This is a genomic window from Prescottella sp. GW823-FHT02E09 (assembly GCF_058797375.1).
Genome location: NZ_JBXAJP010000006.1, coordinates 336,095 through 358,333 on the forward strand (window position 1 = coordinate 336,095; position 22,239 = coordinate 358,333).

20 protein-coding genes, 1 tRNA gene and 1 pseudogene are annotated in these 22,239 nt (G+C 64.8%); 7 read left to right on the forward strand and 15 right to left on the reverse strand.

The features are described from left to right. Nucleotides 1–993 precede the first annotated feature (993 nt). The 3 genes from AC1RIF_RS17810 to AC1RIF_RS17820 form a co-directional block, all read right to left on the reverse strand. On the reverse strand, nucleotides 994–1,434 hold the full coding sequence (locus AC1RIF_RS17810) for an acyl-CoA thioesterase (protein ID WP_492602678.1): 441 nt from the start codon (nucleotides 1,432–1,434) through the stop codon (nucleotides 994–996). A 554-nt stretch (nucleotides 1,435–1,988) separates the two neighbouring features. Then, entirely contained in the window at nucleotides 1,989–2,972 is a 984-nt protein-coding gene (locus AC1RIF_RS17815) for a restriction endonuclease subunit S (RefSeq protein ID WP_492602679.1), read from the reverse strand. Beyond that, on the reverse strand, nucleotides 2,969–4,849 hold the full coding sequence (locus AC1RIF_RS17820; protein ID WP_492602680.1) for an HsdM family class I SAM-dependent methyltransferase: 1,881 nt from the start codon (nucleotides 4,847–4,849) through the stop codon (nucleotides 2,969–2,971). The genes AC1RIF_RS17815 and AC1RIF_RS17820 overlap by 4 nt, the downstream gene beginning before the upstream one ends. A 474-nt stretch (nucleotides 4,850–5,323) precedes the next feature. On the opposite strand from AC1RIF_RS17820, the gene AC1RIF_RS17825 reads away from it, so the two are divergent. Next, on the forward strand, nucleotides 5,324–5,527 hold the full coding sequence (locus AC1RIF_RS17825; protein WP_492602681.1) for a recombinase family protein: 204 nt from the start codon (nucleotides 5,324–5,326) through the stop codon (nucleotides 5,525–5,527). Nucleotides 5,528–5,654: 127 nt separating this feature from the next. Here AC1RIF_RS17825 and AC1RIF_RS17830 read toward each other — a convergent pair whose 3' ends face one another. Together AC1RIF_RS17830 and AC1RIF_RS17835 are read right to left on the reverse strand one after the other, a co-directional pair. Then, the gene (locus AC1RIF_RS17830) at nucleotides 5,655–6,704 is read right to left on the reverse strand and encodes a hypothetical protein (protein WP_492602682.1); all 1,050 of its coding nucleotides are present in this window, start codon (nucleotides 6,702–6,704) and stop codon (nucleotides 5,655–5,657) included. Nucleotides 6,705–6,806: 102 nt separating this feature from the next. Continuing rightward, nucleotides 6,807–7,520, reverse strand: coding sequence for a Hin recombinase (locus tag AC1RIF_RS17835; RefSeq protein WP_492602683.1), 714 nt, complete (start codon nucleotides 7,518–7,520; stop codon nucleotides 6,807–6,809). Between AC1RIF_RS17835 and AC1RIF_RS17840 the strand changes: the two are divergent. The 4 genes and pseudogenes from AC1RIF_RS17840 to AC1RIF_RS17855 form a co-directional block, all read left to right on the forward strand. Then, a pseudogene (locus AC1RIF_RS17840) lies at nucleotides 7,416–8,336 on the forward strand (site-specific integrase); the annotation flags it as partial. The gene AC1RIF_RS17835 and the pseudogene AC1RIF_RS17840 sit on opposite strands and share 105 nt — an antisense overlap. Before the next feature lie 621 nt (nucleotides 8,337–8,957). Next, nucleotides 8,958–9,335 (forward strand): hypothetical protein, encoded by a 378-nt coding sequence (locus AC1RIF_RS17845; RefSeq protein ID WP_492602684.1) that lies wholly within the window; start codon nucleotides 8,958–8,960, stop codon nucleotides 9,333–9,335. A 453-nt stretch (nucleotides 9,336–9,788) separates the two neighbouring features. Further along, on the forward strand, nucleotides 9,789–10,640 hold the full coding sequence (locus AC1RIF_RS17850; RefSeq protein WP_492602685.1) for a hypothetical protein: 852 nt from the start codon (nucleotides 9,789–9,791) through the stop codon (nucleotides 10,638–10,640). 2 nt (nucleotides 10,641–10,642) lie between these two features. Next, a complete protein-coding gene (locus AC1RIF_RS17855; protein WP_492602686.1) occupies nucleotides 10,643–11,467 on the forward strand; it encodes a hypothetical protein in 825 nt (274 codons plus the stop codon). Nucleotides 11,468–11,902: 435 nt separating this feature from the next. Here the strand turns inward: AC1RIF_RS17855 and AC1RIF_RS17860 are convergent, their stop codons facing one another. The 4 genes from AC1RIF_RS17860 to AC1RIF_RS17875 form a co-directional block, all read right to left on the reverse strand. Continuing rightward, nucleotides 11,903–12,736, reverse strand: a complete 834-nt coding sequence (locus tag AC1RIF_RS17860; protein ID WP_492602687.1) for a hypothetical protein — start codon at nucleotides 12,734–12,736, stop codon at nucleotides 11,903–11,905. Nucleotides 12,737–12,791: 55 nt separating this feature from the next. Next, nucleotides 12,792–13,553, reverse strand: coding sequence for a DUF6345 domain-containing protein (locus AC1RIF_RS17865; protein WP_492602688.1), 762 nt, complete (start codon nucleotides 13,551–13,553; stop codon nucleotides 12,792–12,794). A 258-nt stretch (nucleotides 13,554–13,811) separates the two neighbouring features. Then, nucleotides 13,812–14,246, reverse strand: coding sequence for a hypothetical protein (locus tag AC1RIF_RS17870; protein ID WP_492602689.1), 435 nt, complete (start codon nucleotides 14,244–14,246; stop codon nucleotides 13,812–13,814). Nucleotides 14,247–14,431: 185 nt separating this feature from the next. Beyond that, entirely contained in the window at nucleotides 14,432–14,947 is a 516-nt protein-coding gene (locus AC1RIF_RS17875) for a hypothetical protein (RefSeq protein WP_492602690.1), read from the reverse strand. Nucleotides 14,948–15,197: 250 nt separating this feature from the next. Between AC1RIF_RS17875 and AC1RIF_RS17880 the strand changes: the two genes are divergently transcribed. After that, nucleotides 15,198–15,332: a hypothetical protein gene (locus AC1RIF_RS17880; RefSeq protein ID WP_492602691.1), complete on the forward strand. Its 135-nt coding sequence runs from the start codon at nucleotides 15,198–15,200 to the stop codon at nucleotides 15,330–15,332. Here the strand turns inward: AC1RIF_RS17880 and AC1RIF_RS17885 are convergent. The 6 genes from AC1RIF_RS17885 to AC1RIF_RS17910 all read right to left on the reverse strand — a co-directional run bounded on the left by AC1RIF_RS17885 (nucleotide 15,316) and on the right by AC1RIF_RS17910 (nucleotide 21,205). Further along, complete coding sequence (locus AC1RIF_RS17885; RefSeq protein WP_492602692.1) at nucleotides 15,316–17,235, reverse strand: hypothetical protein; 1,920 nt, start codon at nucleotides 17,233–17,235, stop codon at nucleotides 15,316–15,318. The two genes, AC1RIF_RS17880 and AC1RIF_RS17885, sit on opposite strands and share 17 nt — an antisense overlap. Nucleotides 17,236–17,538: 303 nt before the next feature. Beyond that, the gene (locus AC1RIF_RS17890; RefSeq protein ID WP_139794580.1) at nucleotides 17,539–17,751 is read right to left on the reverse strand and encodes a toxin-antitoxin system; all 213 of its coding nucleotides are present in this window, start codon (nucleotides 17,749–17,751) and stop codon (nucleotides 17,539–17,541) included. A 306-nt stretch (nucleotides 17,752–18,057) separates the two neighbouring features. Continuing rightward, nucleotides 18,058–19,278, reverse strand: coding sequence for a tyrosine-type recombinase/integrase (locus tag AC1RIF_RS17895; RefSeq protein WP_492602693.1), 1,221 nt, complete (start codon nucleotides 19,276–19,278; stop codon nucleotides 18,058–18,060). A gap of 99 nt (nucleotides 19,279–19,377) precedes the next feature. Further along, a tRNA-Ser gene (locus AC1RIF_RS17900) sits at nucleotides 19,378–19,467 on the reverse strand. A gap of 42 nt (nucleotides 19,468–19,509) precedes the next feature. Then, nucleotides 19,510–19,944 carry a MarR family winged helix-turn-helix transcriptional regulator gene (locus AC1RIF_RS17905; protein WP_492602776.1) on the reverse strand — a complete coding sequence of 145 codons (435 nt, stop codon included), beginning with the start codon at nucleotides 19,942–19,944 and terminating at the stop codon, nucleotides 19,510–19,512. Nucleotides 19,945–20,023: 79 nt separating this feature from the next. Further along, on the reverse strand, nucleotides 20,024–21,205 hold the full coding sequence (locus tag AC1RIF_RS17910) for an alpha-hydroxy-acid oxidizing protein (protein WP_492602694.1): 1,182 nt from the start codon (nucleotides 21,203–21,205) through the stop codon (nucleotides 20,024–20,026). Between the two features lie 37 nt (nucleotides 21,206–21,242). On the opposite strand from AC1RIF_RS17910, the gene AC1RIF_RS17915 reads away from it, so the two are divergent. Beyond that, a complete protein-coding gene (locus AC1RIF_RS17915) occupies nucleotides 21,243–22,238 on the forward strand; it encodes an NAD(P)H-quinone oxidoreductase (RefSeq protein ID WP_492602695.1) in 996 nt (331 codons plus the stop codon). Nucleotide 22,239 lies beyond the last annotated feature (1 nt).

The following is a 22,239-nucleotide window of genomic DNA, read 5'->3' on the forward strand; positions in this document are numbered from 1 at the left end:
CCTCGGGGACGGCCTCGACGGCCTTGATTCTCCACCTCAAGCGTCACGGTGGTCGTGGCGAGCACCTCCTCGAAGGTCGGAACGCGCTACCCTGCAACGATATCCACCTGATCTGCTCGGCCAGCCGGGGCGAGGCGAGGGTGTTCTCGGGCGACTCGGCCATCGCGCCACGGTGGCCCACCACTGCATACGAGGCCGTCACGCCACCTGAGGGGCGAATGCCGGGCGGCGCACGCGGCGGGGGCCGGAACGGCACACCGATACCTGCCGGTGAATCGCGAAGTGGTGGGTTGCCCCGGCACTACATCCGGTGGCCCCTTCCCCACCCCTGGACACTTCCGCACCCAGCTTGTGATGACTAGGCAGACGGAGACGCAAGGGGCCTTGCGAAATCCATGAACCGGGCCGGATCGGTCGAGCCTGTACTACTGCTGCACGGATACACCCTGTCTCGTCATTCATGGCACGGAGTGGTCGACAGTCTCTCCCGCGACTACGACGTCTTCGCGATGACGATGCCCACGCCCCCTACACGGATGGAAACATCCCTCCTACATTGAGTTTCAATTCGGCTTGATGTTCGTCGCGCAGCTTCCACTCGCCGCTGCTGCGCGCGCGTTCGGCGATCGAGTGGCGACTCGCGGGATCTTTCAACGCCCGACCATCCGAAACTGCTTCATCGACCTGACTGCAGTCCTCCTCGACGACGCGGCAAACACGACCCGCGCAGTCGCCCACTGTCCTGTCTACCTGCCAATGCAACTGGCTTGTCTCCGCGATGGACCGCCCACGGACGAGGACATCCGTCGTGTCACCGCGCCGACATCGTTCATGCGCTCCGCACCCACCTTGTCGGAGTGGCCGATCGGCAACCAGGCCGAGCCCTCTGACCGCAATGCGACAGAAGCCGAACCGCGCACCCCTCAGGCTCCGCACCTATCGACCGCACCGGCTTGCCGGACGGGAGCGTGATGCGGCGGCCGACGCTGTTCGTCAGCCTTGCGTGGTCCACGGGGCGAGGATGGCACGTTCGTCGGCGGACAGTCGGCGCAGCGTCCCCGCGTCGGGGTCGGCGAACGCGAGTTGCGTGGTGGCCGTGACGGCGGGCTTCGAATCCGGTGCGGCGTGGGCGGACCTGACCTCGTAGCGGATGGTGACGTCGACGGCGCGGAGCTTCTCGATCCACATCGTCACAGCCAGAGGGCTGTCGGAGTGTTCGAGAGGCGTCCGGTACCGGACCTCGACGCCGGCGACGACGTTCGTCCCGAGGACGTTCGCGATCTCGGGGCCGGCGGTGAACAGCCAGTCGATGCGGGCCTCTTCGAGGAGCGTCACCATACGGGCGTGGTTGACGTGCTTGAAAATGTCCATGTCGGACCACCGGACCACGACTTGCGAGGTGTAGGTGCGGGCAGCGGCGGTGGCAGCGGTCATCGGTAGATGGCTCCTCGGTCGATGTCGTGGCGGCGTCCCCATTGTCCTCGACCGGCCCCGGCTGCTTCTGGACAGGGCGGCTGGGCGACACGCGACCCCAGAGCTGGACCGCGTGGTCGGATCAATCACCGGAATGCGTCCGGGTCGACCCGGTCACCGCCTGTCCCCCGGACCGCCATCGACCGCTCCCAGTGGCGGGGACAGGCAAGTGCACCGTTCATGAAAAGGCCCCTCACCTGCCGAGGCAGGTGAGGGGCGGTGGCGGAAGCGGAGGGATTTGAACCCCCGGTGGGTTTAACGCCACGCTCGCTTTCAAGAAGTGAGCGGTTATAAGATCAAATTCCAGCCAGAATTTCTCCTGCTCAGGAAGTTTTCTTCCCACCAAGCGAGCCGCGCCTACTCGTGACACCCCCGAGGTGTGTCATGTGCGTGTCACATAGAGCCGCGTGTCGTCACCTCGGGAATACTCGGCGGCGACATGGCAAGCTCCTGCCCACCGACCCGTTAGCTCTACTAACTAATGCAGAGATCCGTGACCCGTGGCAATCAAGAAGTTAGGCGCTGGCGGTCGGCACAGCTGCTACCGATGCCGAGAACGGCAGACCCCGCATGTATGACTCCATGAAGTCCCAGTCAGGTTTCCCGTTTCCTGTGATTGGTAGGCGGATGAGGGTCTTCACCATCCGCTGGAGTCCCCACTTGTAGCCGTAGGTGTAGCGGTACCGCTCAAATCTGATCACTGCAGCGACGAACAGCAACGCCCACCGACTCACCTCGTCCTTTGCCCTCAGTACCGTTACGTCATCGCACGCAAAGAAAGGTTTGTCCTGGTAGAACGCGACGCCCACCGAGTTGCCGTTGTACGGCACTGTCAGGCAGTGCGGTTCGAAGATCGGGTCCAAGTCGCTCATATCGGTAATGCCGTTGTTCTTCTCGGAAGCTCCGATGAAGCGCGTGCCGCCTGGCTTGCGATCCGCCTTCTTTACCCGCTTACCTTTCTTCACGTCGAAGATGTCCGCGTAGGTGAACCAGCCCCACTCGTGCGCGTCACCGAGATCCATGCTGGGACCATCCATGCCTGCCAGGCCGTCCACGGTCGGGATCTCCGACTCATCCACCCAATCCGGCACCGAATCGGGCAGTTCAATGCTGGCCAGCGTCCTGTTCGCCTCCCGTCCGAACGCGCTGTAACGAAAGTCGTTGGCTTTGAGGCACATTGCGTAGTACAACCGGTGGTTCAACGGCATCGAGGGGTCCCTCGGTGTCAGCACAGCCACGTTCTGCGCCGTGTAAAACGGCAGTTGCTGGACATAGGTCGACAACAGTCGCGAACCGCCCAACGCGACCGTGAGCAGCCCAGCCGGGTACGGTTCCCTGCCGGGAATCGGTTCGACGAATCCTGCGACGCCGGACTTGCCGTTGAGCCCGCCGATTCGACCAACGAACGCCACGCCCTTGAGTCGCTCCGTCTTCTTCATCTTGTTCATGTCGAGCTTGGTTCCGTACTCGACGCAGAAGACGTCCTCGACCGTGGTCATCCTTCGTCCTCCACGACCGCTTCGTCCGCGTCAGTCGCATCTTCGATCGACCGGCTCAATGAGAAGACGGCATAGTCGAGCAACACTCGCTCGAAATGTTCTTTGCCAAGCTCTGAGTAGTCGGTCTCCATGTAGGCTTCGGCGACCCATTCGTCCTCGGCGCCGACCTGCTGCATCACCGACTCGCCGGGGACAACTTCGCGGTTGCGGAACATTTCGACCCAATGGTCCCGAGTCGTCGACCACCGTCCGTGCATGTCGATGCGCCCCAGGTGCTTGGTCTTCACGAACCCATCGTTGCGCCAGTAGCCGAACCACGACTTGCGATTCGACGTCGCATGGGGAATGCCGGCGGTGAACACCATGACGCACGTCACCACACCAACAGGAGAGAAGACCTCGGGCGGCATGGACATCACTGCTTCCAAAGTGTGCTTCTTGAGCAGGCTCCGCTTGTCGTCACTCGGCGCTGTCGCGCACGAGATCGGCACGATCGCGATACCAGTCGCCCCTTTGTCGAGTGCGTCCAGCATATGGTCGAGGAACCTCAACTCATAGAGGTCCTCCTTGGTCTTCGCGTACGGCGGATTTAGTAAACCGACATTTGCCTTATGGCCCTTAATTTCCTTACTGATCGCCGTATCAAAGCACGATCCCTGATACAGATTAGCCTTGCCGTCGCCTCGCAAGATCATGTTTGAGGCGGCCAACGCATACATCGAGGGGTTTTGCTCGACACCGACGAGGCGGTCCTTCTTGATCGACTCGACCTCCGCTTCGGTCGTCGCCGACTTCATCATCTGGTTCATCGCTGAGATTAGGAAACCACCTGTGCCTGCACAGATGTCGAGTACGACACTTTCTTTGTTCACGTTCGCCAGAAGGCTGAACAACTCGGTGATGTGCTTAGGCGTCAGCACGATCCCCAGACCCTTGCCGTCGCCGCCTGTGTACTTCAGGAACTCCCCGTAGAATGCACCGACGACATCGAAGTCGTGGTACACCGTGATGAACGGCATCACTCGCTCGGCGAGCATCGTGACAATTTCGCTCAAGAGACCCTTCGGATACGCCTTCGTTGCCTTGCTCAACTCCGGGTGCACCTGGATGCCAGTGAACGGTTGTGTCATGTTCGTCAGCTTGGCGTTGGGAAGCTGGGCCTCCTGGATCACCTTCTTGATCGACTGTATCCAGAACGCCGGCAAGTCTTTCGGGGAGTATGCGTCGTACGTCTTTGCGAATACGTCGTCGTTTAGAGCGATCAGCGTGCCGGCTACAGCCAGCGGCTTCTCCTTTTCCTCTAGTTCGGCCTCGTCCCTCATGAACTCGTGCATCTCCACCGAGAACGAGATCAGGTCCTTCTCACGTTGCCTCTGGACGTTGGGGTCGAAAGACGCGGCACCGATCAGGTCATCCATTCCGATCAGCTCGGTGATCGGAGCCCTCTGCGGGGAGACGAGATCCTTGGCCTCAGTCGTGCCCTTCGGCATAACGAAGAACGACCACTTGCTCTTCGTTCCGTGTCCGGAGACCGCGATGCAGATCACGGTGTACTTGGATGACAGGAAGCGTGCGTAGTGCAGCACCCCGTCAACGGCGTAGTCCTTCGGTCGATCGCGATTGGCTGACTCGTGAAACTTGACATCGGCCTTGCACTCCACGAGTACGACCATGTCGGGTGTACCCGGCGAAGTGATGATGAACTCGGGGTACCCGACGTTGCCTTTGCCTGTCTTCGAGGCCTTCGACAGCGCTGAGCGGATCGCCTCCACCGCGGACTGCTGCTTCTCGACGATCACTTTCTCCTCGTCGTCGTAGAAACCGAGCCTCCGGAGATCGGCCTCGACTAAGTCCTCGGTGATTCGCTCGTTCGCCATCCCTGTCCCTTCGCCACAAAGAACGATCTCAATGATCGCCCGGCGCAATGAACATTAATGACGTCGGCATCCGTGAGCGGGAGTGCCCCTACCTCAGCTGACTCCGGTGCCCGCAAGCCGGTCGGCTACCGGGACGTCCGCTGCAACCCCGCGGACTACCTCGATCGCCAGGTCGCAATGCCCACAAGACCCGCCCGCACAGATGCCGGACAGGAATGCCTCTGTCGGGCAGCTCGATCGAGCCGCCGCTGATGCACTACGCGACCGCGACTAATTGGCCTGCGCCCGCATGGGGACCGGATGCACTTGACCATCCCAACTGAGCGTGACTGTTTTCACAACCTTGGAAATGAGACACCAGCCGCCGATCGAGACGGTTTGGATGTTGTTGCAGGTCGGCGCGTCTCACAAGTACGTATCAAAAGTTGCGTCTCAGCCTCACGAGCTGCGCCGACTTATGAGATGGTCTCAGGTATGAGCAGCCACCAACCCGGACAGCTCGTCGGCTACGTCCGCGTCTCCACTGGACACCAGACCCTCGACGGGCAGAACGATGCACTCGCCGCAGTCGGCGTAGCAAAGACCTTCTCGGATGTCATGTCCGGCACACGTTCAGACCGCCCCGGCCTCGCCGCGGCGCTCGAATACCTCCGCGATAATGGGACAGTCAGGTATTGAAACCCTTTGAATACCGGCATGCCGGAGCCCCCGAACGCCACCATCACTGTTGACGGGGGCAAGTTCATTACCGAGGGCCGTATTGGGTCGGCCAACCACCCCCGCAGCGAATGGCGACAAGACGCGTCTATGACGTCAAAATCCAAGTGCCGCTGTTGCTGTCGAGGTGCCAATCCTGCCGCGGTCCGTCCCCTTCGCGTGCGACATCGGTGAGCCAGATGGTGCTGCCGGGGTCCCAGCCGGCGATGACCGAGGCCGTCTCGGTGTCAACCTGAAGGGCCCGCGTCGCACTGCTGAGATAACACAGAGGCGTGAGGTGCGCGGCGTCCCACTCCCGTGCGACGCGCTCCCAATCGGGGATCACCCACCGGCCGTCGCGGCCGGTGGCACGGAACCAGTCATGCCGTCGGGACGCGGTGACCTCGAGAGGAAAGGAACGGCACAGCGATATCCAGTCCTCCGCCGAGCGGATCTCGAAAGTTCGGCCTCCCCCGCGGACAGGTATCGCTGTCGCTTGCTCCCACCCGAAACCGTCTTCGACGAGGCTCACACCAGCAGGAAGACGACCGACAGTCTTGATGAGCCCGAGCGGGATCGACCACCACTGTCCGGTGTCATAAGCATGGGGGTCGCGCGCGGCCTGTGCTTCCTCCGTGCGCACGCCCGCCGCCCACCGCCTGAGTGTCTGTTGCGGATCCTCCGGCAGTGGCGCCCAGGCGTTGGCGGATCGCCAATCGATCGCCCACTGCTCGGTCCGGCGAGGCTCCACGAACCACTCCATGATCGGGGACGACGCGAGGTGTTCCGCGACGCGTGAGAGGGCAGCCCGGACAGTCGGGTGGCCCGCGAGCACATCGTCACCGTCGGGCTCCTGCCAATACATCGCGGAATCCACCGACCGCGCCAAGGCGGCCTGAATCTGGCGGGTGTCGAGGCCGGTGAGATCGACAGACTCCAGGGCGGCCGCGAGTTGCTCCAGTGACGAAACCGGGAAGCGCTCGGTACCGCCCTTCGCTGTCGGGATCAACCTGACCCCGGATGGCCCCCTCACAATCTCGACGCCGTGCGCGAGCTCGAACACGGCGGTCGAAATCTCTGGGCCCAGCCCCCGGACAAGCTCGAGGCACAAACGTCGCCCTCGCGGCCCTTGCAGGATCACTTCCGCATTCGAATCCATCGGACTACCTTGCACCTTCCCGTCGTGGTGGAGAGATCCCTAGGTCATCTCGTGAGACTGGGCGCACTGCTCGGAAGTTGCCGGCAGCCGGGATGTGTCCGTTCAGGCGTGGTCGGGGCACAACAGCGTCGGTTCCGTTTGCCACCCCTCTTCGGTCAGCCAACGCTGGACCGGCTCGGGCGGTGCGCTCTTGGTAGCGGCACCGATGGCGATTTCTCCCGCAAGGATGGGTCCGTCGCCGCAGACGGTGCAGGCGACGTCGACGGCGGGTTCTTCGGGTTGGCAACTGCGGCAATGATGTCGGGCGATGATCACGCCGGGTACCTCCGAGTCGAGGTACAGCCAGGAAACGGCCAGGTCGGCACGCTGGTGAGCCGCTTCGGATCGGGTGGCGGGCTCGTGCCCGCAGCTCGGGCAGGAGCGCGACGTCTTTCGCGGAGGGACGGGATGTTCGAGCGTGGCCACTGCGAGATCAGCGGTGGCCGTCTGGTGGCCTGCCGCCACAGGGTCGGTCTTCTTCAGGTGTCCGTAGAGGGTCGTGCGACGCACGCCGAGCAGACCGGCGATCTGAGCAACGGTGTGCGTGCCCTCGTCGTAGAGGCGTTGGGCGTGCTCGACCTGCTCGGTGGTGTGACCCCATGTCGTCGTCGCGAGCGGTACCAGCCCCTGTGCCGCCATCGAGTCGGTCAGATTGGGAGCCGTTGCGGCGATGACGCCGTCGATACCCTCACCCCCGAAGGCGAGCGGGCGTACGCGCCGGCCACCTTGTCCAAGTGGGTCGCCGCGATCTCGCACGTGCACGGCCGCGGCGGTCACATCAGCCCGACCACGCACGAGACGGTCCGGGCCACCCTGTCCGGCATCCGTCGTACCTACGCCTCCGCCGGGGACCGGCCGCGCAAGCAGATGGCGCCGCTGCTGGTCGCCGACATCGTCACGATGGTGACCGTCGCCCGGGAATCGGTCACCGCATGGGCCAGCGAGGTGCTCGAACGCCGCGACAGCGCGCTGCTGCTCATGGGGTTCGCCGGTGCGTTCCGGCGCAGCGAGCTCGTCGGACTCAGCTGCGGCGACGTTGCGGTGCACCGGCTCGACGGACTGCACATCCGTCTGCGCAAGTCGAAGACCGATCAGGACGGTGCCGGCGTCATCCGCGCGCTGCCGTTCACGGACTCGCACACCAGCTGCCCGCCGTGCGCGGCGCTGCGGTGGTGGGAGCTCGTGGCAGCCCACGAGCGCGGCGTCCGGGCCGCGGTGATCCGGACGCTGCGCAACGCGCCCGCTTTCGACGGGCACGTCTGCCGCGGCGCGGTACCGAAGATCTCGCCCCACGCACCTTTCTTCCGTGCCATCGCGAAGAACGGCAACCTCTCCACCACGGCACTGTCCGCTGCCGCCGTGCACGGGGCCGTGCGCCGCCGCGCGGGGGCGGCCGGCTACGACGAGAGCCTCGTCGCTGCGCTCGGCGGGCATTCTCTGCGTGCAGGATTCGTCACCCAGGCGTTCCGCAACGGCGCCGATGCGCACGCGATCATGCGCCAGACCGGCCACAAGACGCCGGGGATGCTCGAGGTGTACGCTCGCGAGAACGCCCCGCTCATCGGCAACGCCGTCACCGACATCGGGCTCTGATGCGCGCCGCGACCGCTCTCGCGACCAGGGATCGCTCCGTGTGGGCGCTGTTCGAGGACTGGTGCCGGCGCCGACCTGGCGTCCCTTCCGGCCGACCCGGTGACGTTGGCACAGTTCATCGCGGAGAATCCCGCCGCGCTCGCCACCCAGCGGCGCCGCGTCGCGACCATCAACACCGTCCACCGCAGCGCGGATCACCCTGCTCCGGGTAGCGCGGACACGATCCGGCGAATGCTCAATCAGGCTCGCGCCGCGCGACTCTCACACCTGGGCGTCGACCGTCGCAGGGATCATCGACCACCTCCCCACCGCCGGCTGGACGGCGGGGTTGTTCGGCCGCCGCGACGGCCTGGTCCTGCTCCTGGCCACCTCAGGGCTGAGCTTCGAGCAGATCAGCACCCTGCGCCGCGGCGATCTCGCCGTCGACGGTGAGGCCTTGGTCATCGAGAGCGTTCACCCGATCCGTCTCGAGCCACGGTCCATCCGGGTGCACTCTCGCCCGCGCAGGTGTACCGGCGGTGGCTCCAGATCCTCGAATTCCTGGATCGAGCGCCGTCGACCGCCCTCCTTGCGGACCGGCTCGACGCTGACACCTTTCCCACCGAATATCTGCCCCGGCCCGTGACCGAGCAGATTATGGAGCGACGACAGACTTCTCCGCTGTTCACCCCGATCGACCGGTGGGGGCACACACCCTTCGACCGGACCGCGTTGTCCGCTCAGTCGATCGCGAGCATTCTCGCCGCACACACCTCCGGTCAGGCTCCGGTGCACCGGCCGTACCGCCGCCGGCCGCGATTCGACGATGTTCCCGACACCTATCGGCCCGAGGTGTACCCCGAGGTCGTCCTCGACGATCAGTACTACAAGCGCGGTGTCGAAGCCCGCCGCGCCGCGCAGGCGGCCCTCTCCGATGTCCCCGACATTCTCGAAGACGTCGAAGACCAGGCCGACGCGATCCTCGAGAAGCTCCTGGCCGTCCTCGACGGTGAGGTCTGAACAGCACCGCGGTTTCGCAGCGAAATCTCAAATCGCAAGGTCGCGAACGCGGCCTCCACCTGACGAAACTGGACCACAATCACACACCTCCCGGTAGCGGGTGGAGATGCGCCCCCGCGATCCGCTCCCCCGCGATCAGCTCCAGCTCCTCCTGTGACAGAAGAAGATGGTCCAGACCGGGCTCCTCACTCGCGGCCATGATGCTCCGATGCTCCGATGCTCCGATGCTCCGACAGCATCTGTAGGTAGGTGTCGAGCACGCGCCAATGCGAGTTCCCGTTGTCGTTCGGAGCCCAGGGTGGCTCGGGGATCCATCTCGTGGTCTGCCGGTTTGGACGGCTGAATGCCATACCTGCTTGCGTCCCAAGGTGCACAATACCTCTAGCGGAATATGGCAAGCGGAGATTGTGGGCATTGACGAACGGCAATTGCGGCAATTGCGGGGGTTACACAATGAGTTTCGCACAGAGGATCCTCGTCGGAGGCGCTGCACTGATCCTCATCGCCAGACGTTTCCTGCGGCGTGTATCCAGCGAGATGCCGATCAGCCTGGACCCGCCACCATTCGATGGCCCGGTTACACGCCCACGGCCGCCGGTTGATCTGACATCCGCGACGGTTGAGCCTTTCCTTCTGTGGGTAGGGTCGACGCCGGTGTCTGAGTCGCAGATTGTTCGGCAGGCGGTCGCTGCAGCGCGGGACGACGCATCGCTCCCCGCGGTTCTGATGACCAGACTGTTCGAACTGCCGGTCCGCGACTTTGGCCGTCATCTAATGCTGCTGTCGGTTATAGGTGAGCTCAGCAATGTCGAGACGCTTGACGGTCTCGTTGACTTCATCAACCTCCCACCCGACAGCGTGTCTCCCTCGACGCCGGAATCCTCAAGATCGAAGGATGGAGATGGAACCACGTATCCGCACAACGCCCGCGCTTTACAGGCCCGAGCAGTAGAGATGCTGGCGTTCCTCAAGACTGCGGAAGCTTTCCAACAAGTGCTCGCACTCGCTGCCAGACATCCTTCCAAAGCGGTCAGAATCGCCGCGCTCGATGCGTTCGTGTTCAACCACGACGACAGCGACGACGCGCTGGAGACCGCCCGGTCAGCTGCCCGACCCGACGAGATCAAGATGGTCGGCCTCGCCCGCCTCGAACGCAACTCGAACCCACAAGAGTTCAACGCGAAGGTCCGGGCCTTCTACGAGCTGTATCCCGAGGAAGTCCCCCCGCTCCCGCGAGCACCCGCAGAACGCGACAGGCCCACACCTCGGCGACCCAAAACGGACAGAAACCAAGGGGGGCACTAAACATGGCGATAGAACGCCCACCAGTCGTCGAACCGCCAGCCTGCGCCCCAGGTGCCGGCTCGGAAGAAACAGCCGTGCAGTCGCTCTACGGCTGCTGGCGCGATCTGTTCATCTGGGTCTGGCAGGCTTACGACCTCACCGATTACTCGTGGAAGTTCGCTGGATACCGAGACGCCTGCAACATCACGCTTCCGTTCGCGAAAGTTGTCAACTCAGCCTTTCTGATCAACTATGCGCTGTCAGACAATTACAACTCCCAGTGGCATTCTACCGAAGATTACCGAAGCAGCTCACGCCCGGTGGACAACCGATTTCACAGCTCGTTCGACATTCAGCTTGCCCAGATCGACTCCCGGGGCGCTGCAGCGAAATCAGGGAAACGGGTTTTCTACAATTTCGTCAAGCTGTTTTGCGTAATATTCAACTCCGGGGCGGGTAGCGATTCACCCAGCTTTCGTGCGGCAGCATTGCTGCACGAGTCGTGGCACCACTGGCAATACGCGCATGGATTCGAGTCGACACATCCCAAGTGCGGCAGTCCATCCCAGGATTGCGATTATTACTATTTTCACGGAATCGGCGCATTTGATTTCGGGCAGATGGACCGATACGACACGACGACCGGCCATCTCCTGTTCCATTCGCCCTACCAGATTGAGGTTGAGTTCCTCGGAGATATATCGGAAATGTCCAAACCGTGGGTTCCGCGGGTCGTGACGGCAGCAGCCCGGGCCGCCGGAAATTTCCGGATCACTGGAGATGCCACCACTCCGTCGCGGTTTATGAATAACCCAGGGTACCTGATCGGAAATCCAAGACCATTTTGACCATGACAGATATGCGGTACACACGGAAGCCATCATGCGGCCCCGACTAAAGGTGCCCAAGGTTGATAAGCGAAATCGCGTGTATTACTTGCTCGTCGCAGCGCGAGATCGGCTGCGGCGCATTCGGCTGGGTCGCCGACGGATCGCGTATAGCCGGTCAAACCAGTCGCAGCCAACGATCTTAATCCGGTTGCCGTCCAGACTCGCCAGGTCCGCCGTCGGTATGGGAGACCTCATCACGAAAGACGCATCCGCTGCGGGTATCCCAACGTGCGGCCCCTGCCACCAACGTGCAGATACCCTGAACCGGCTGATCGACTTCGCCGACCGACTCCCACATGAGCCCACCGCGCGTCCAACCGCGAGGCCGCACGACTAGCGCGGAGCGACAAAAGCCCCTTTCCACACAACGAGCGCCTCTCGGGACTGTGCCGCTCAATCGGCGCTGGATGCTCGGCGCGCGCCTTGGGCTGGAACTCGAGCGGCGGGAGGGAAAACTGGCCCGACATGGTTCGTAGCTGCCGGGAATACGTGTTCGGACTTCATGGCGAATGGTTTGGCGCCCTGGGAAATGATTTCAATGGGCAGGATGTAGGCGGGCTGCAAATATTGTTGCGCGTACTCCCAGCCGAGTTCGTAATAAGCCAGTCGCGGCTCTTTCACCACCATGGTGGCATTGTCCGGACGCTTCCAGGTCGTCGCCAGATCGTCGAGCGCAGCGTCAATCGGCTGGAAATCAGAGACAGCCTGGTGTCGGCCCATTATCGTGCGCCACAGTCGATCGACGCCGGTGACGACGCCTCTGTGATCCAGGTAGATGACGATCTTCCCCCCTGGGCCTTCGACCGGCAGCCCGTCGAGAGTGCGCTGAAATGCGACCCCCACATCGATGACCCGCTCCTCGACATGGTTATTGGCTCGGTCTGTCGCACCAACGTGACACCGGCTCACTTTGAGGAGGCGGAGATCAGGAGGATCCGCGAGCTTCAGCTCGCGGACGTGTTTCATTGCCAGTTCCGCTGCGTCTTCGTCGGCGATCTCGAGATGTGATTGTCCGTCGTCGACTTGCCACATAGCGTGATCTCGGTAGCGCCATCCGCCGGATTCGCGATAGAGGAGGATTTCGCGAGATTCGTTATAGATAGCAAACCCGTGCGGATGCTCCGCGCAGGCTGTGTCCTGCTTCCGGTCGTTCAGTCCGAAGCGCTCCGCTATGTCTCGTACGGCCCGCTCGGTGACATCGGGGCGCTCGAGAGCGAAAATGCTCATGTCGCCCGGCCGTGGCCTAAGGTGCGTGTCATCTGTCATTTGCGTGTGTCCCCGCCTACCCTCGCCACTTCCACGCGAGCCAATTCGTCGACGCAACATCGGCGTCTCTGTACGCCAACGTTTCGTTCTCACGCCTGTCGATCGCATCCTCACGATTGATCCCCGCAGCGATCGCAATCGGCCGATTGATTTCATCAGCGCGATGCCAGGAGTAGGCGCAGTCGAGCCATGCGTTCGCCAGCGGGCGCCCAGCAGAAGCGGACCGAGCAAACGCGATGCCGCGCGTCCTCTCGACAGGTCCAACATTCTGGATCCCGATGAAGCCGAACACCAGATGAACCCCCTGCATGGGGTGTGCCCAGACGTCAACGATGTGACCTGGATCAGTATCTACGACCAGATCGCAGGAATCGATCACGAACCACTTCAGCATCCGCGACCCGAGGCGCCACCGTTCGGAGCTCGACATACAGTACGTGTGCTGGGACGCGAATGCGATGAACACTTGGTTCGCGTACTCTTCGCCGGGGAACTGCCCGCCGTGGGATGCGCAGTAGCAGAAGTGGACGCCGTCGCTCCAGCTGAGCGAATCGCCGCCGAAATCGTTATGACGAAAATCGTCTGCCCACGCGTTGTCGTCACCCCACGCGAACATCTGTTGGTGTCCGTGAGCGCCCATTTCCAGATAGAAGCCCCACGCAATATCGTTCCCATAGCGCAGTTCGGGGTGTTGGCAATCGGTCACAGGTTCCTGGGGGTTGCTGCTAACTGTAAGCGGAAACTTGTTTACCCACTCGACTCCGACGCGGACGGACACCGTAACCCCCTTGGACGATGACTGCGTGGATTTCAGCGTACGCGCACGCGCGCGTATCCACTACGTGCTTGGGTACCCTTTCCTGCACGTCCAGCCGTTGTTGAGTTTCACTCCGAATTCCGGTCCGGGATGGCGTTGCCGGCGGCGTCCCACAGCACGTCGTATCCGCAGGTGTACGGGACAACCACAGGTGCGGACGGTTCGACAGGTACGGCTTCCGCATCCGCCTTCTTGCCGATGTTTCGGAACGACCTGTGGTCAGTTGATCGGTTCGGGGCAGTAACCCGTGGCGGCGCCGATGGAGTTGATCTCGGCGTTCGACCGAGGATCACCCGCGTAGTCGATCCGGTTCGTGCACCGGTACGACGTGTCGTACTCGTCCTTCGGCTCCACCTGCGGAAGCGGCGTGTAGGTGGATTCCCGCCCGCGGTACTGCCCGTTGTTGCGATTGGCCTCCACCTCGGCGGCCAGCGCCGCGTCGTGTTGCGCTTGGCAGTAGTCCGAGTACCCGGTGACCGACCCGTCGGACCAGTACGTCTCGATCGGGCCCATTCCGTCCTGGCAACCGGTGATGACGGGGATCGACTGCGTCACCGCCGGACTCGCGGGCTCCTCCGCCGTCTCCTCCACGGGTTCGGGCGACGCAGCCGGCGGCGGCGACTCGACCACGGGCGTCGGCGAACTCGTCGTCACCGCCGCAGACGAACTCGTCGTCACCGGCGAGGGCGAACCATCCTCTCCAGCACCACTTCCGCAGCCGACCAGCGCCGCCCCCACCACCACGCCCAGCAGTACCCGCCAACCGTTCATGTGTCGACTACCGCGATTGTCGCCGATCTCGTTGCGCCGGGAGCAGCTCACTCCGCAACCGGTGTCGATCAGGAACAGGTGACGAGCATCCGAACCCTGATCCAGCCGAACTCGTCGTCGAAGACGTCCTTCGAGAGCTCGTTCTCCGACGTGTTGGTGCTGGTCGACATATTGAGATCAATGTCCAACCCGGTCGGCCCCCAGGTGTAGCTGGACGCCGGGGGCTGAACCTCGATCGGCCCCTTCGGCCCGAACGTGAAGCTCATCGTCTGCTCACCGGCCGCCGCGCGCATCGTCGCATTGTCGGGACCTTCGACCTCGAGACGCAGATCGGGGTATTCCCCGAAGCAGGTCGCCTTCATCATCGCCGGCGCAGTCTCCTTGTCGCCGACGAGCTGATCAGGAAGCTGCCGTGCCCAACCGGCAGCCAGGGAGACCCCGTCCAACTTGGTGGCATTGAGTCCGCTGTAGCTGGCTTCAGACACAGTCCCTGGCCGCCCTTCGCCTGCTGAGCTACTGCTGCATCCAGTGGCCAGCGCCGCCGCGGCCAACGCCACCAATGCCATTGACGTGAAGCGAAACATGAATCCCTCCCTGCCTCGGACGATCCCGAGTTCCCGGAAGACACAGTAGCCGCCCGATTCGTCCATCTCGCAGGGTGTCGTCTCGGTACAAATCGGTCGCTGTCGCCCGAACACAAGCCAGCCAGGGCGGCGCCCATGCCGGAGACAAGCACGAGAAACCCACAGGGTGATCGCGTGACTTCCGGTGCCTGAGCGCCGTTTCGAGAAGCCGCCGTACCCCTGTCCCCACAGAGCACCCAAGGAGACAGCGATGGACCTCATGACGCGCGCCCTGACCGGACTGGTCACCGAGACCGCGATCCCCGCATTCGGGCCGTACTCGACCAGCGTGATCTCGCTCGATTCGGCGCTCCACTTGATCGTGGTGCTCAGCTCGGTGCTGTGACGATCACTGCACCGCGTGTGTCGCTGAGCAGATCTAGCGCTTCGAGGTGCGGGTCCGACGGTGGACCCGCGGCCATCGTCGCAGCCCAGATCAGCTCGGAATCCCGTGCATCGAGTACGGGCGCGTTCGCGATCGCGGCCGCCAGGGTGGCGCCTCGCTGGTCCGCGGTGTCCTGATCAGCCGGCGGCGGCCCGAAACGGCACTCGAGCCAGGCATGCCAGATCAGGCGCTCGGCGCGGTGCCGGACGATCCGCTCGGCCGCGACGATGGCGAGACCGGCATCGGCGGCGACGTCGTCCAATGTGCGGTCGCAGACAGCGAGAGAACCCTTGTCCAGGGTGATCAGCCCGGCTACCCGCAGGTCAGTGAGGGTGGCGTACCCCGCCGACTGACCCAGTTTCGCGGCCGCCAGCGCATCCTGCACGGTGGTCACCTGGCCGCTGCGAATCAGGTCGTAGAGCACCCGCCCGCGCAGTCCGATCACGCTCCAAGCCTGGTGGACGGGCTCGACACGGGCCCGCTCGAGCGCAACTCGGCCTAGCTCGCCAGCCGCCGCGCCAGCAGGCGTGGTCAAGGCGTACCGGTCCGGGAGTTGGCCCGCGCCGCGGGCGATACGCAGCACCGGGGAGCCAGGGGTGTCCCGAAGCAGGCGCAGCGCGGCCCAGACCGTGGACTCCGACATCAGCCCAGCAGAGTGGGACAGGCTTCGGCCACCGATGGCCACCACTGGCACTCCCTCCACAAGCTCCCCGGCCAGTGCGGAGGTGTAGGCGAGGGCCTGAACCACCGCCAGCAGGATTGGTCGCTGTCGGGATCCCAGGAACTCCTGATCGATCCACATCTGTGCGGCAGCGAGCCAGCGGCGTCGGATCGGATCGCTGCGGAAGTCGGCAATTCTCGCAACCGTGGATCCCCCCGCCCCCCCTGTGTGCTTGTTCTCGTGCGTGAGATCACGGAATTGGGGGGCCACTCTCGCGGCCCAGGTCAAGGCATTGGCAACGTCCCCGCGCAGTGATTTGGCGATTTGACGCGGGGCCACGTACCGGGCGTAGGCGTCGCGCAGGCCGGCGTAGTCGGCGGTCCCGAGCGCAGCCTCGATGTCGGCGGCGCTGCCGCCGCGCAGCACGGCGCTGCTGATCACTGACTGCCTGGCCTCGGAGAGCGACGGCCAACGGGCGCGGTCGATCTTGCCGGTCCGCGCGAACGTTGCCACCGGCGTCGGTATGGCGCTGGTCAGGCGGTAGCGGGGATGCAGGCGGCGGTCGTCGCCGACGCCGACGAGACGCTCCTCGCAGGCCAGCACAGCCTCCACGACCGCGACCGCGGTGCGAGGGCGAGACGGGTCCGCGCCCTCGCCATCCAGCAGAGCGACGCCGCCGAGTAGGGCGACCAGGTGTCCGACAACACCGTGGTCGGATCGCAGAGTGAAGGCCTCGACCGCAGCCGCGAGGGGGCCGTCGAGGCGCCGGTGACCGCCTTCGCGGCACAGTGACCCGGGGACGCTGATACAGCCGTGCGAGTTACCGAGCATCGGGGACTTGTCGAAGGTCGGCAGGCGCTTCTCGAGTGCATCCAGCAGTTCGCGGAGACCCTCGACTCGCAGTGGCGTGTCGGTGGGCAGCGGTACGAGCACGTGCCGGCCGCCGCTGGTGGACCGGTCGGTGACTGCGCGGCCGCCACACTCGTGCAGCCACGCGAGGACCCGCGTGACGTCAGCGTCGACCTGGGCCGCGCCGTGATGTTTCGCGTCGAAGTCCAATGCCAGTAGGACAGTGCAGCCGTGCCGGTTGTAGAGCGGTACAGCGGCCGGCGAATCGGGAAGTCGGCTGGCCAGAGTGCGTGAGGTGGCGAACTTGCCGTCGTCGCCGGGCTCGGACAGGCGCATGGAACGGCGCGCGGCCATCCGAGGAGCGAGCGATCGCCACACGGTTTCCGGTGTCGACTCTCCGCCGTAATCGTCGAATCTTGAAGAGGCGTGGGGGCACGATGTACCGTGAGACCTGTCGTCCAAGACAGTCCCTTCGGGGAATAGCAACGCAGAGAATCAAGTTGGCGCTTGGTTCTCATCCAGAATTCAGTCGATAACCCTCGTTCCTGTTCGGATCAGTAGCGGGGGTTTTCACCTGTCGAGGTGAGCTGGCGCTGCTGGATGTATATGGGAGGGTCACCCGTGAGACGCGGAGCCCGGCTGTGGGGGCCTGTTCCGTCAGGCCGCAGGCATTACCCCCTTCAACAGAGCCTCGTGGTCGAGCTCCCGCATCAGATCGGCGCGGCCGGCATAACCCGACAGCAGGTCGGCGACAAATTGGCTCACGGAACCGACTCCGGTGGCGAGCCGCCGCTCCTCGAGGATCTGGTACACGTCATCAGGGACGCGTGAGGCGACGAGTGTGCGCGGTCCTTTGCTTGCCATTGCCATTGTTGGCTCCTTCCGCATCAACCGGTTCGAGACCAACCTTGCACACCTTGAATACCTTCACCACCAACACTTCTCGCCTCCCAGCCCCGCCGCCGAGCCAGAGATGCTCACGGCGAGTAGTAGCGAGAAATCGCCCGAATATCTCGCGTCGGCCCGTTGGCCCATGTCGGCCCCACCGCCGAATAACTAGCGCGAGAAACTGCAAGAAGCTCTGACTCTGGCCACAAAGCTGCAACCCAAGTCCGATGTGTGATTCCAATCACACATCGTTGTGGTGTGGCAGACCCGCCACCGACAGATCCTCGATTACCCCAGCAGCTCCGCCAGCGCGTCCACTTCCGACGCATCAGTGTGGGCGTAGGTCCGCAGCACGAGCGTCCCGCCGTCTGCGTGACCGAGCCACGCCGCAACCGCGGACGGTGTCGCTCCCGCGGCGATCAGCCGTGACGCCGCGGTATGTCGAGCGGCGTGGAGCCTGCGGTGGGGCACCTGCGCGTACCGCAGCGCTTCCTTCCACCAGTCGTCCAGGGTCCGCGGCGCCACTGCTCGCCCATCCCAGTGCGTGAGCACGTGGAGATCTCGGGTCCCGACCCATGCCTCACCAGCTCGCTTTCTGGCGATATGCTGTCGTTCTTGCGCGCCCCGCAGAACCGTCAGCACCGAGGCTGGCAGTTTCAGTGATCGCCGCGCGCGGACGGTCTTGCCGTTCCCCTGATCGATGGTGCGGCCTGTCACGCGCACTCTGGTCCGCACGGCCACCGTGATGCGACCGGCATCCAAATCAATTGCGCTCCAACGCAGCCCCGCCAGCTCACCGCGCCGCAGCCCGATCAGCGCAAGGTGCACCATCGGCGCATGAACCACGGCCATGTACTGAGGCGACCGTGGCCCGCCGACCAGGGGCAGATCCACCCTGGAGTGCATCTTCACCAACCGCGTAAACTCGTCCTCACCTAGTCGGTCGGACAAGTCCAGGGCGCCCTCGTAGGCGTCAGCGTCGTCTTTCTTGCGTAGCGGCTTGATGTACTGGATTGGATTGTCGCTAAGCACCTTCCGCCGCTCCAGGTCTTTCCAGACAGCCTTGGTGCGCGCGAGCATCGGATTGATCGAGGTTCGCTTCCACTTCCGCCCGCCCGGCCCGGTACCAGCGGCCAGGTCCTGCACGAGCTGCTCCACCTCGCCGTCGTCGATCGTCCGCACATCGCGACCACCGAACCGGTCGACCACTGGCGCCAGCGCCGCCGTGTAGGCCGCGAGCGTGGTCGGATTGATCCGCTGCGCCGCGAGCCAGCGCTCGACCGCCTCAGCCACCGTGACGACCCCGGCCTCGTCGGCCGCAACCTGCGCGGCCTCCTCCTTGAGCTTGTCCTGCAACTCGTCGAGGAACTCCCCCGCCGCCTTCGAGGTCTCGAACCTCCTGCGCACCTGACGTCTCACGCCGTCAGGTCCGGCCACCCGTGCCCGGACCTGATACCGGATGTCCCCGCTCGGCAGCTCGACTTTCTCAACGCCGTTTCTCAACGCCACGCCCGCGATCCTAACGATCACGTGTCATGCCTGTGTCACATCGGGGCGTTGCCGGATCTTCCGACGTCAGGGGCGGTTTCTCAAAACCGCCCCTGACCTTGGCGGAAGCGGCGGGATTTGAACCCGCGGTGGGTTTAACGCCACGCTCGCTTTCAAGGCGAGTGCATTCGGCCGCTCTGCCACGCTTCCGTGGCAGATCCTAACCGCATGCGTGGCGGGGGGTGAAACCGATCAGCCGGTGGCGCGGTCGCCGATCGCGTCGTCGACCCTTTCGAAGACGTCGGCGAGCATCCGCATCTCCGACTTGCCGAGCAGGTCGATCAGGTAGTTACGGACCCCGGCGAGGTGGGTGGGCGCGGCCTCGGCGAGCCGTCGCCGGCCCTCGTCGGTGATGACCGCGAGCACGCCGCGACCGTCCTCGACGCACTGGCTGCGCTCCACCATGCCCTCGGCCTCCATGCGGCGGATCTGATGCGTGAGGCGACTGCGCGACGACAGGACGCCGTCGGCGAGGTCGCTCATCCGCAGCGATCCGTCCGGGGACTCCGACAGCATCACCAGGATCCGGTACTCGGCTAAAGACATGCCGTGCCCTGTCTCCAGTTGGCGGTTGAGGACATCCATCAACCGCTGACTGCCGTCTATGAATGCGCGCCACGCGCGCATCTCGTCGGCACCGAGCCACGCCACCCCGGCACCCGTGGTTACTCGAGCATCTGCTGTCACGAGTGCATAGTAGTGCTACCTATCGTTCGACAGTGCGTAGCACGCTCGAATCGATCTCGGCAACGCTGGACAAACCGGCCAACCCCATTGTGACGTCCAAATCCGCCAACAGGATTCGCAGCGCGTGCCGGACGCCGTCGGCACCCGCCAGACCGAGGCCGTAGGCCCACGGCCGTCCGTAGAGCACCGCGTCGGCACCGAGCGCCAGCGCGATCAACACGTCTGCACCGCAGCGGATTCCGGAGTCCAGCAGAATGGTGGCCCGATCCCCCACAGCGGCGACGACGGGGCCGAGCGCGTCCAGAGCGGCGATGGCGCCGTCCACCTGCCGGCCGCCATGGTTGCTCACGATCACCCCGTCGGCGCCCGCGTCCACCACGGCCCGCGCATCGTCCTCGTGGACAATGCCTTTCACCAGAACGGGGAGACCGGTCCACTCGTTTATCCTCGCGATGTCCGACGCGCGCAGCGCATGGTTGCCGAACAGCGACACCCACGTGAGCACCGCGATCTGCATCGCCTCCGCACTCTCCTCCGGCGGGGTCGCCAACCGTGAGCGGAACACCGGATCCGACAGGTAGTTGGCGATGCCCTGGGCCCGCAGGAACGGCACGTGCCCCAGCTCCAGATCCCTTGGCCGCCAGCCCATTCCCGGGGTGTCGACGGTGACGACGATCGCTTTGGCGCCGGCCTTCGCGGCCCGCCGCACCAGCGACTGCGCCAGCTCGTCGTCGGCGGGCCAGTACAGCTGGTACCACCAGTTGTCGCCCGAGACGGCGCCCACGTCCTCGATGGTGGACGACGCCGCCGTCGACAGCACCGAGCCGATCCCGAGTTCGGCGGTCACCTCGCCGACGATCGTCTCGCCTCGCTCCCGAACCAGGCCGAGCACCCCGATCGGGGCGGTCAGCACCGGCGCCGCGAGCCGGGTGCCGAGAATGTCGACGCTCAGGTCCCGCGCGTCGGGGGCTCCGGTCCCGCGCAGCATCCGCGGCACCAGGGCGCGGCGAGTGAAGGCGTCCAGGTTCGCCGCGGCGGTGCGCTCGGTGGACGCGCTGCCCGCGATGTACGCGTACGCCTCGGCGCTCAGCTCCTCCCGGGCCCGGGCCTCGAGCCCCGCCGCCGCCATCGGCAACTCGGGGCGGGTGCCGCCGATGCCGGTCAGGTAGATCTCGTTCTGCATGTTGCCGAAGAAGGTCATCCGGTGACGCTAGCGCGGTCCGACTAGCGTCACGGGTATGTACGCGATCACGATTTCCGAGCCCGGCGGACCCGAAGTGATGTCCTGGTCCGAGGTTCCCGATCCGACACCCGGCCCCGGCGAGGTCCTGCTCGACGTCGCCGCCAGCGCCGTCAACCGCGCCGACCTGCTGCAGCGCCGCGGGATGTATCCGCCGCCGCCCGGCGCGAGCGACATCCTGGGCCTCGAATGCTCGGGCGTCATCGCGGAGGTCGGCGCCGACGTGCACGGCTGGAAGGTCGGCGACCGGGTGGCGGCGCTGCTCGCGGGCGGTGGCTACGCCGAGAAGGTCGCTGTCCCGGCCACCCAGCTGCTGCCGGTGCCCGAGGGCCTGGACCTGCGGGCGGCGGCGTCGCTGCCCGAGGTGGCCTGCACGGTGTGGTCCAACCTGGTGATGGAGTGCGGCCTGCACGCCGGCCAGGTGCTGCTGGTGCACGGTGGCGGCGGGGGCATCGGCACCCACGCCATTCAGGTCGGCAAGGCGCTCGGCGCGCGGGTCGCCGTCACCGCCGGCTCCACCGACAAGCTCGAGCGGTGCGCCGAACTGGGCGCCGAGATCCTGGTCAACTACCGCGACGCCGACTTCGTGCAGGTGCTCCGCGAGGACACCGGCGGCCGCGGCGCGGACCTGATCCTCGACAACATGGGCGCGTCGTACCTCGACCGGAATCTCGACGCGCTCGGCCCCGACGGCCAGCTGGTGATCATCGGCATGCAAGGCGGCCGCAAGGGCGAACTGGACATCGGCAAGCTGCTCGCCAAGCGGGCCCGGGTGCTGGCCACCGGGCTGCGCGGACGCCCGGAAACGGGCCCGTCGAGCAAGGCGGCGGTGGTCGCGGCGGTCCGGGACAAGCTGTGGCCGCTGGTCGGCGAGGGCATCGTCGCACCCGTGGTGCACGCGGAACTGCCGATCACCGAGGCGCCCGCCGCGCACGAGATGCTCGACTCCCCCGACACCGTCGGCAAGGTGGTCCTCAGCGTGCGCGAGGACTGAC

Bases quoted from the DNA above. Each gene is read 5' to 3' on its own strand.
- AC1RIF_RS17810 (WP_492602678.1), bottom strand. From the start codon at position 1,434: ATGACCGCTGCCACCGCCGCTGCCCGCACCTACACCTCGCAAGTCGTG.
- AC1RIF_RS17815 (WP_492602679.1), bottom strand. From the start codon at position 2,972: ATGACCACGGTCGAGGACGTCTTCTGCGTCGAGTACGGAACCAAGCTC.
- AC1RIF_RS17820 (WP_492602680.1), bottom strand. From the start codon at position 4,849: ATGGCGAACGAGCGAATCACCGAGGACTTAGTCGAGGCCGATCTCCGG.
- AC1RIF_RS17825 (WP_492602681.1), top strand. From the start codon at position 5,324: ATGAGCAGCCACCAACCCGGACAGCTCGTCGGCTACGTCCGCGTCTCC.
- AC1RIF_RS17830 (WP_492602682.1), bottom strand. From the start codon at position 6,704: ATGGATTCGAATGCGGAAGTGATCCTGCAAGGGCCGCGAGGGCGACGT.
- AC1RIF_RS17850 (WP_492602685.1), top strand. From the start codon at position 9,789: ATGAGTTTCGCACAGAGGATCCTCGTCGGAGGCGCTGCACTGATCCTC.
- AC1RIF_RS17855 (WP_492602686.1), top strand. From the start codon at position 10,643: ATGGCGATAGAACGCCCACCAGTCGTCGAACCGCCAGCCTGCGCCCCA.
- AC1RIF_RS17860 (WP_492602687.1), bottom strand. From the start codon at position 12,736: ATGAGCATTTTCGCTCTCGAGCGCCCCGATGTCACCGAGCGGGCCGTA.
- AC1RIF_RS17875 (WP_492602690.1), bottom strand. From the start codon at position 14,947: ATGTTTCGCTTCACGTCAATGGCATTGGTGGCGTTGGCCGCGGCGGCG.
- AC1RIF_RS17880 (WP_492602691.1), top strand. From the start codon at position 15,198: ATGGACCTCATGACGCGCGCCCTGACCGGACTGGTCACCGAGACCGCG.
- AC1RIF_RS17885 (WP_492602692.1), bottom strand. From the start codon at position 17,235: ATGGCCGCGCGCCGTTCCATGCGCCTGTCCGAGCCCGGCGACGACGGC.
- AC1RIF_RS17890 (WP_139794580.1), bottom strand. From the start codon at position 17,751: ATGGCAATGGCAAGCAAAGGACCGCGCACACTCGTCGCCTCACGCGTC.
- AC1RIF_RS17905 (WP_492602776.1), bottom strand. From the start codon at position 19,944: ATGCGCGCGTGGCGCGCATTCATAGACGGCAGTCAGCGGTTGATGGAT.
- AC1RIF_RS17910 (WP_492602694.1), bottom strand. From the start codon at position 21,205: ATGACCTTCTTCGGCAACATGCAGAACGAGATCTACCTGACCGGCATC.
- AC1RIF_RS17915 (WP_492602695.1), top strand. From the start codon at position 21,243: ATGTACGCGATCACGATTTCCGAGCCCGGCGGACCCGAAGTGATGTCC.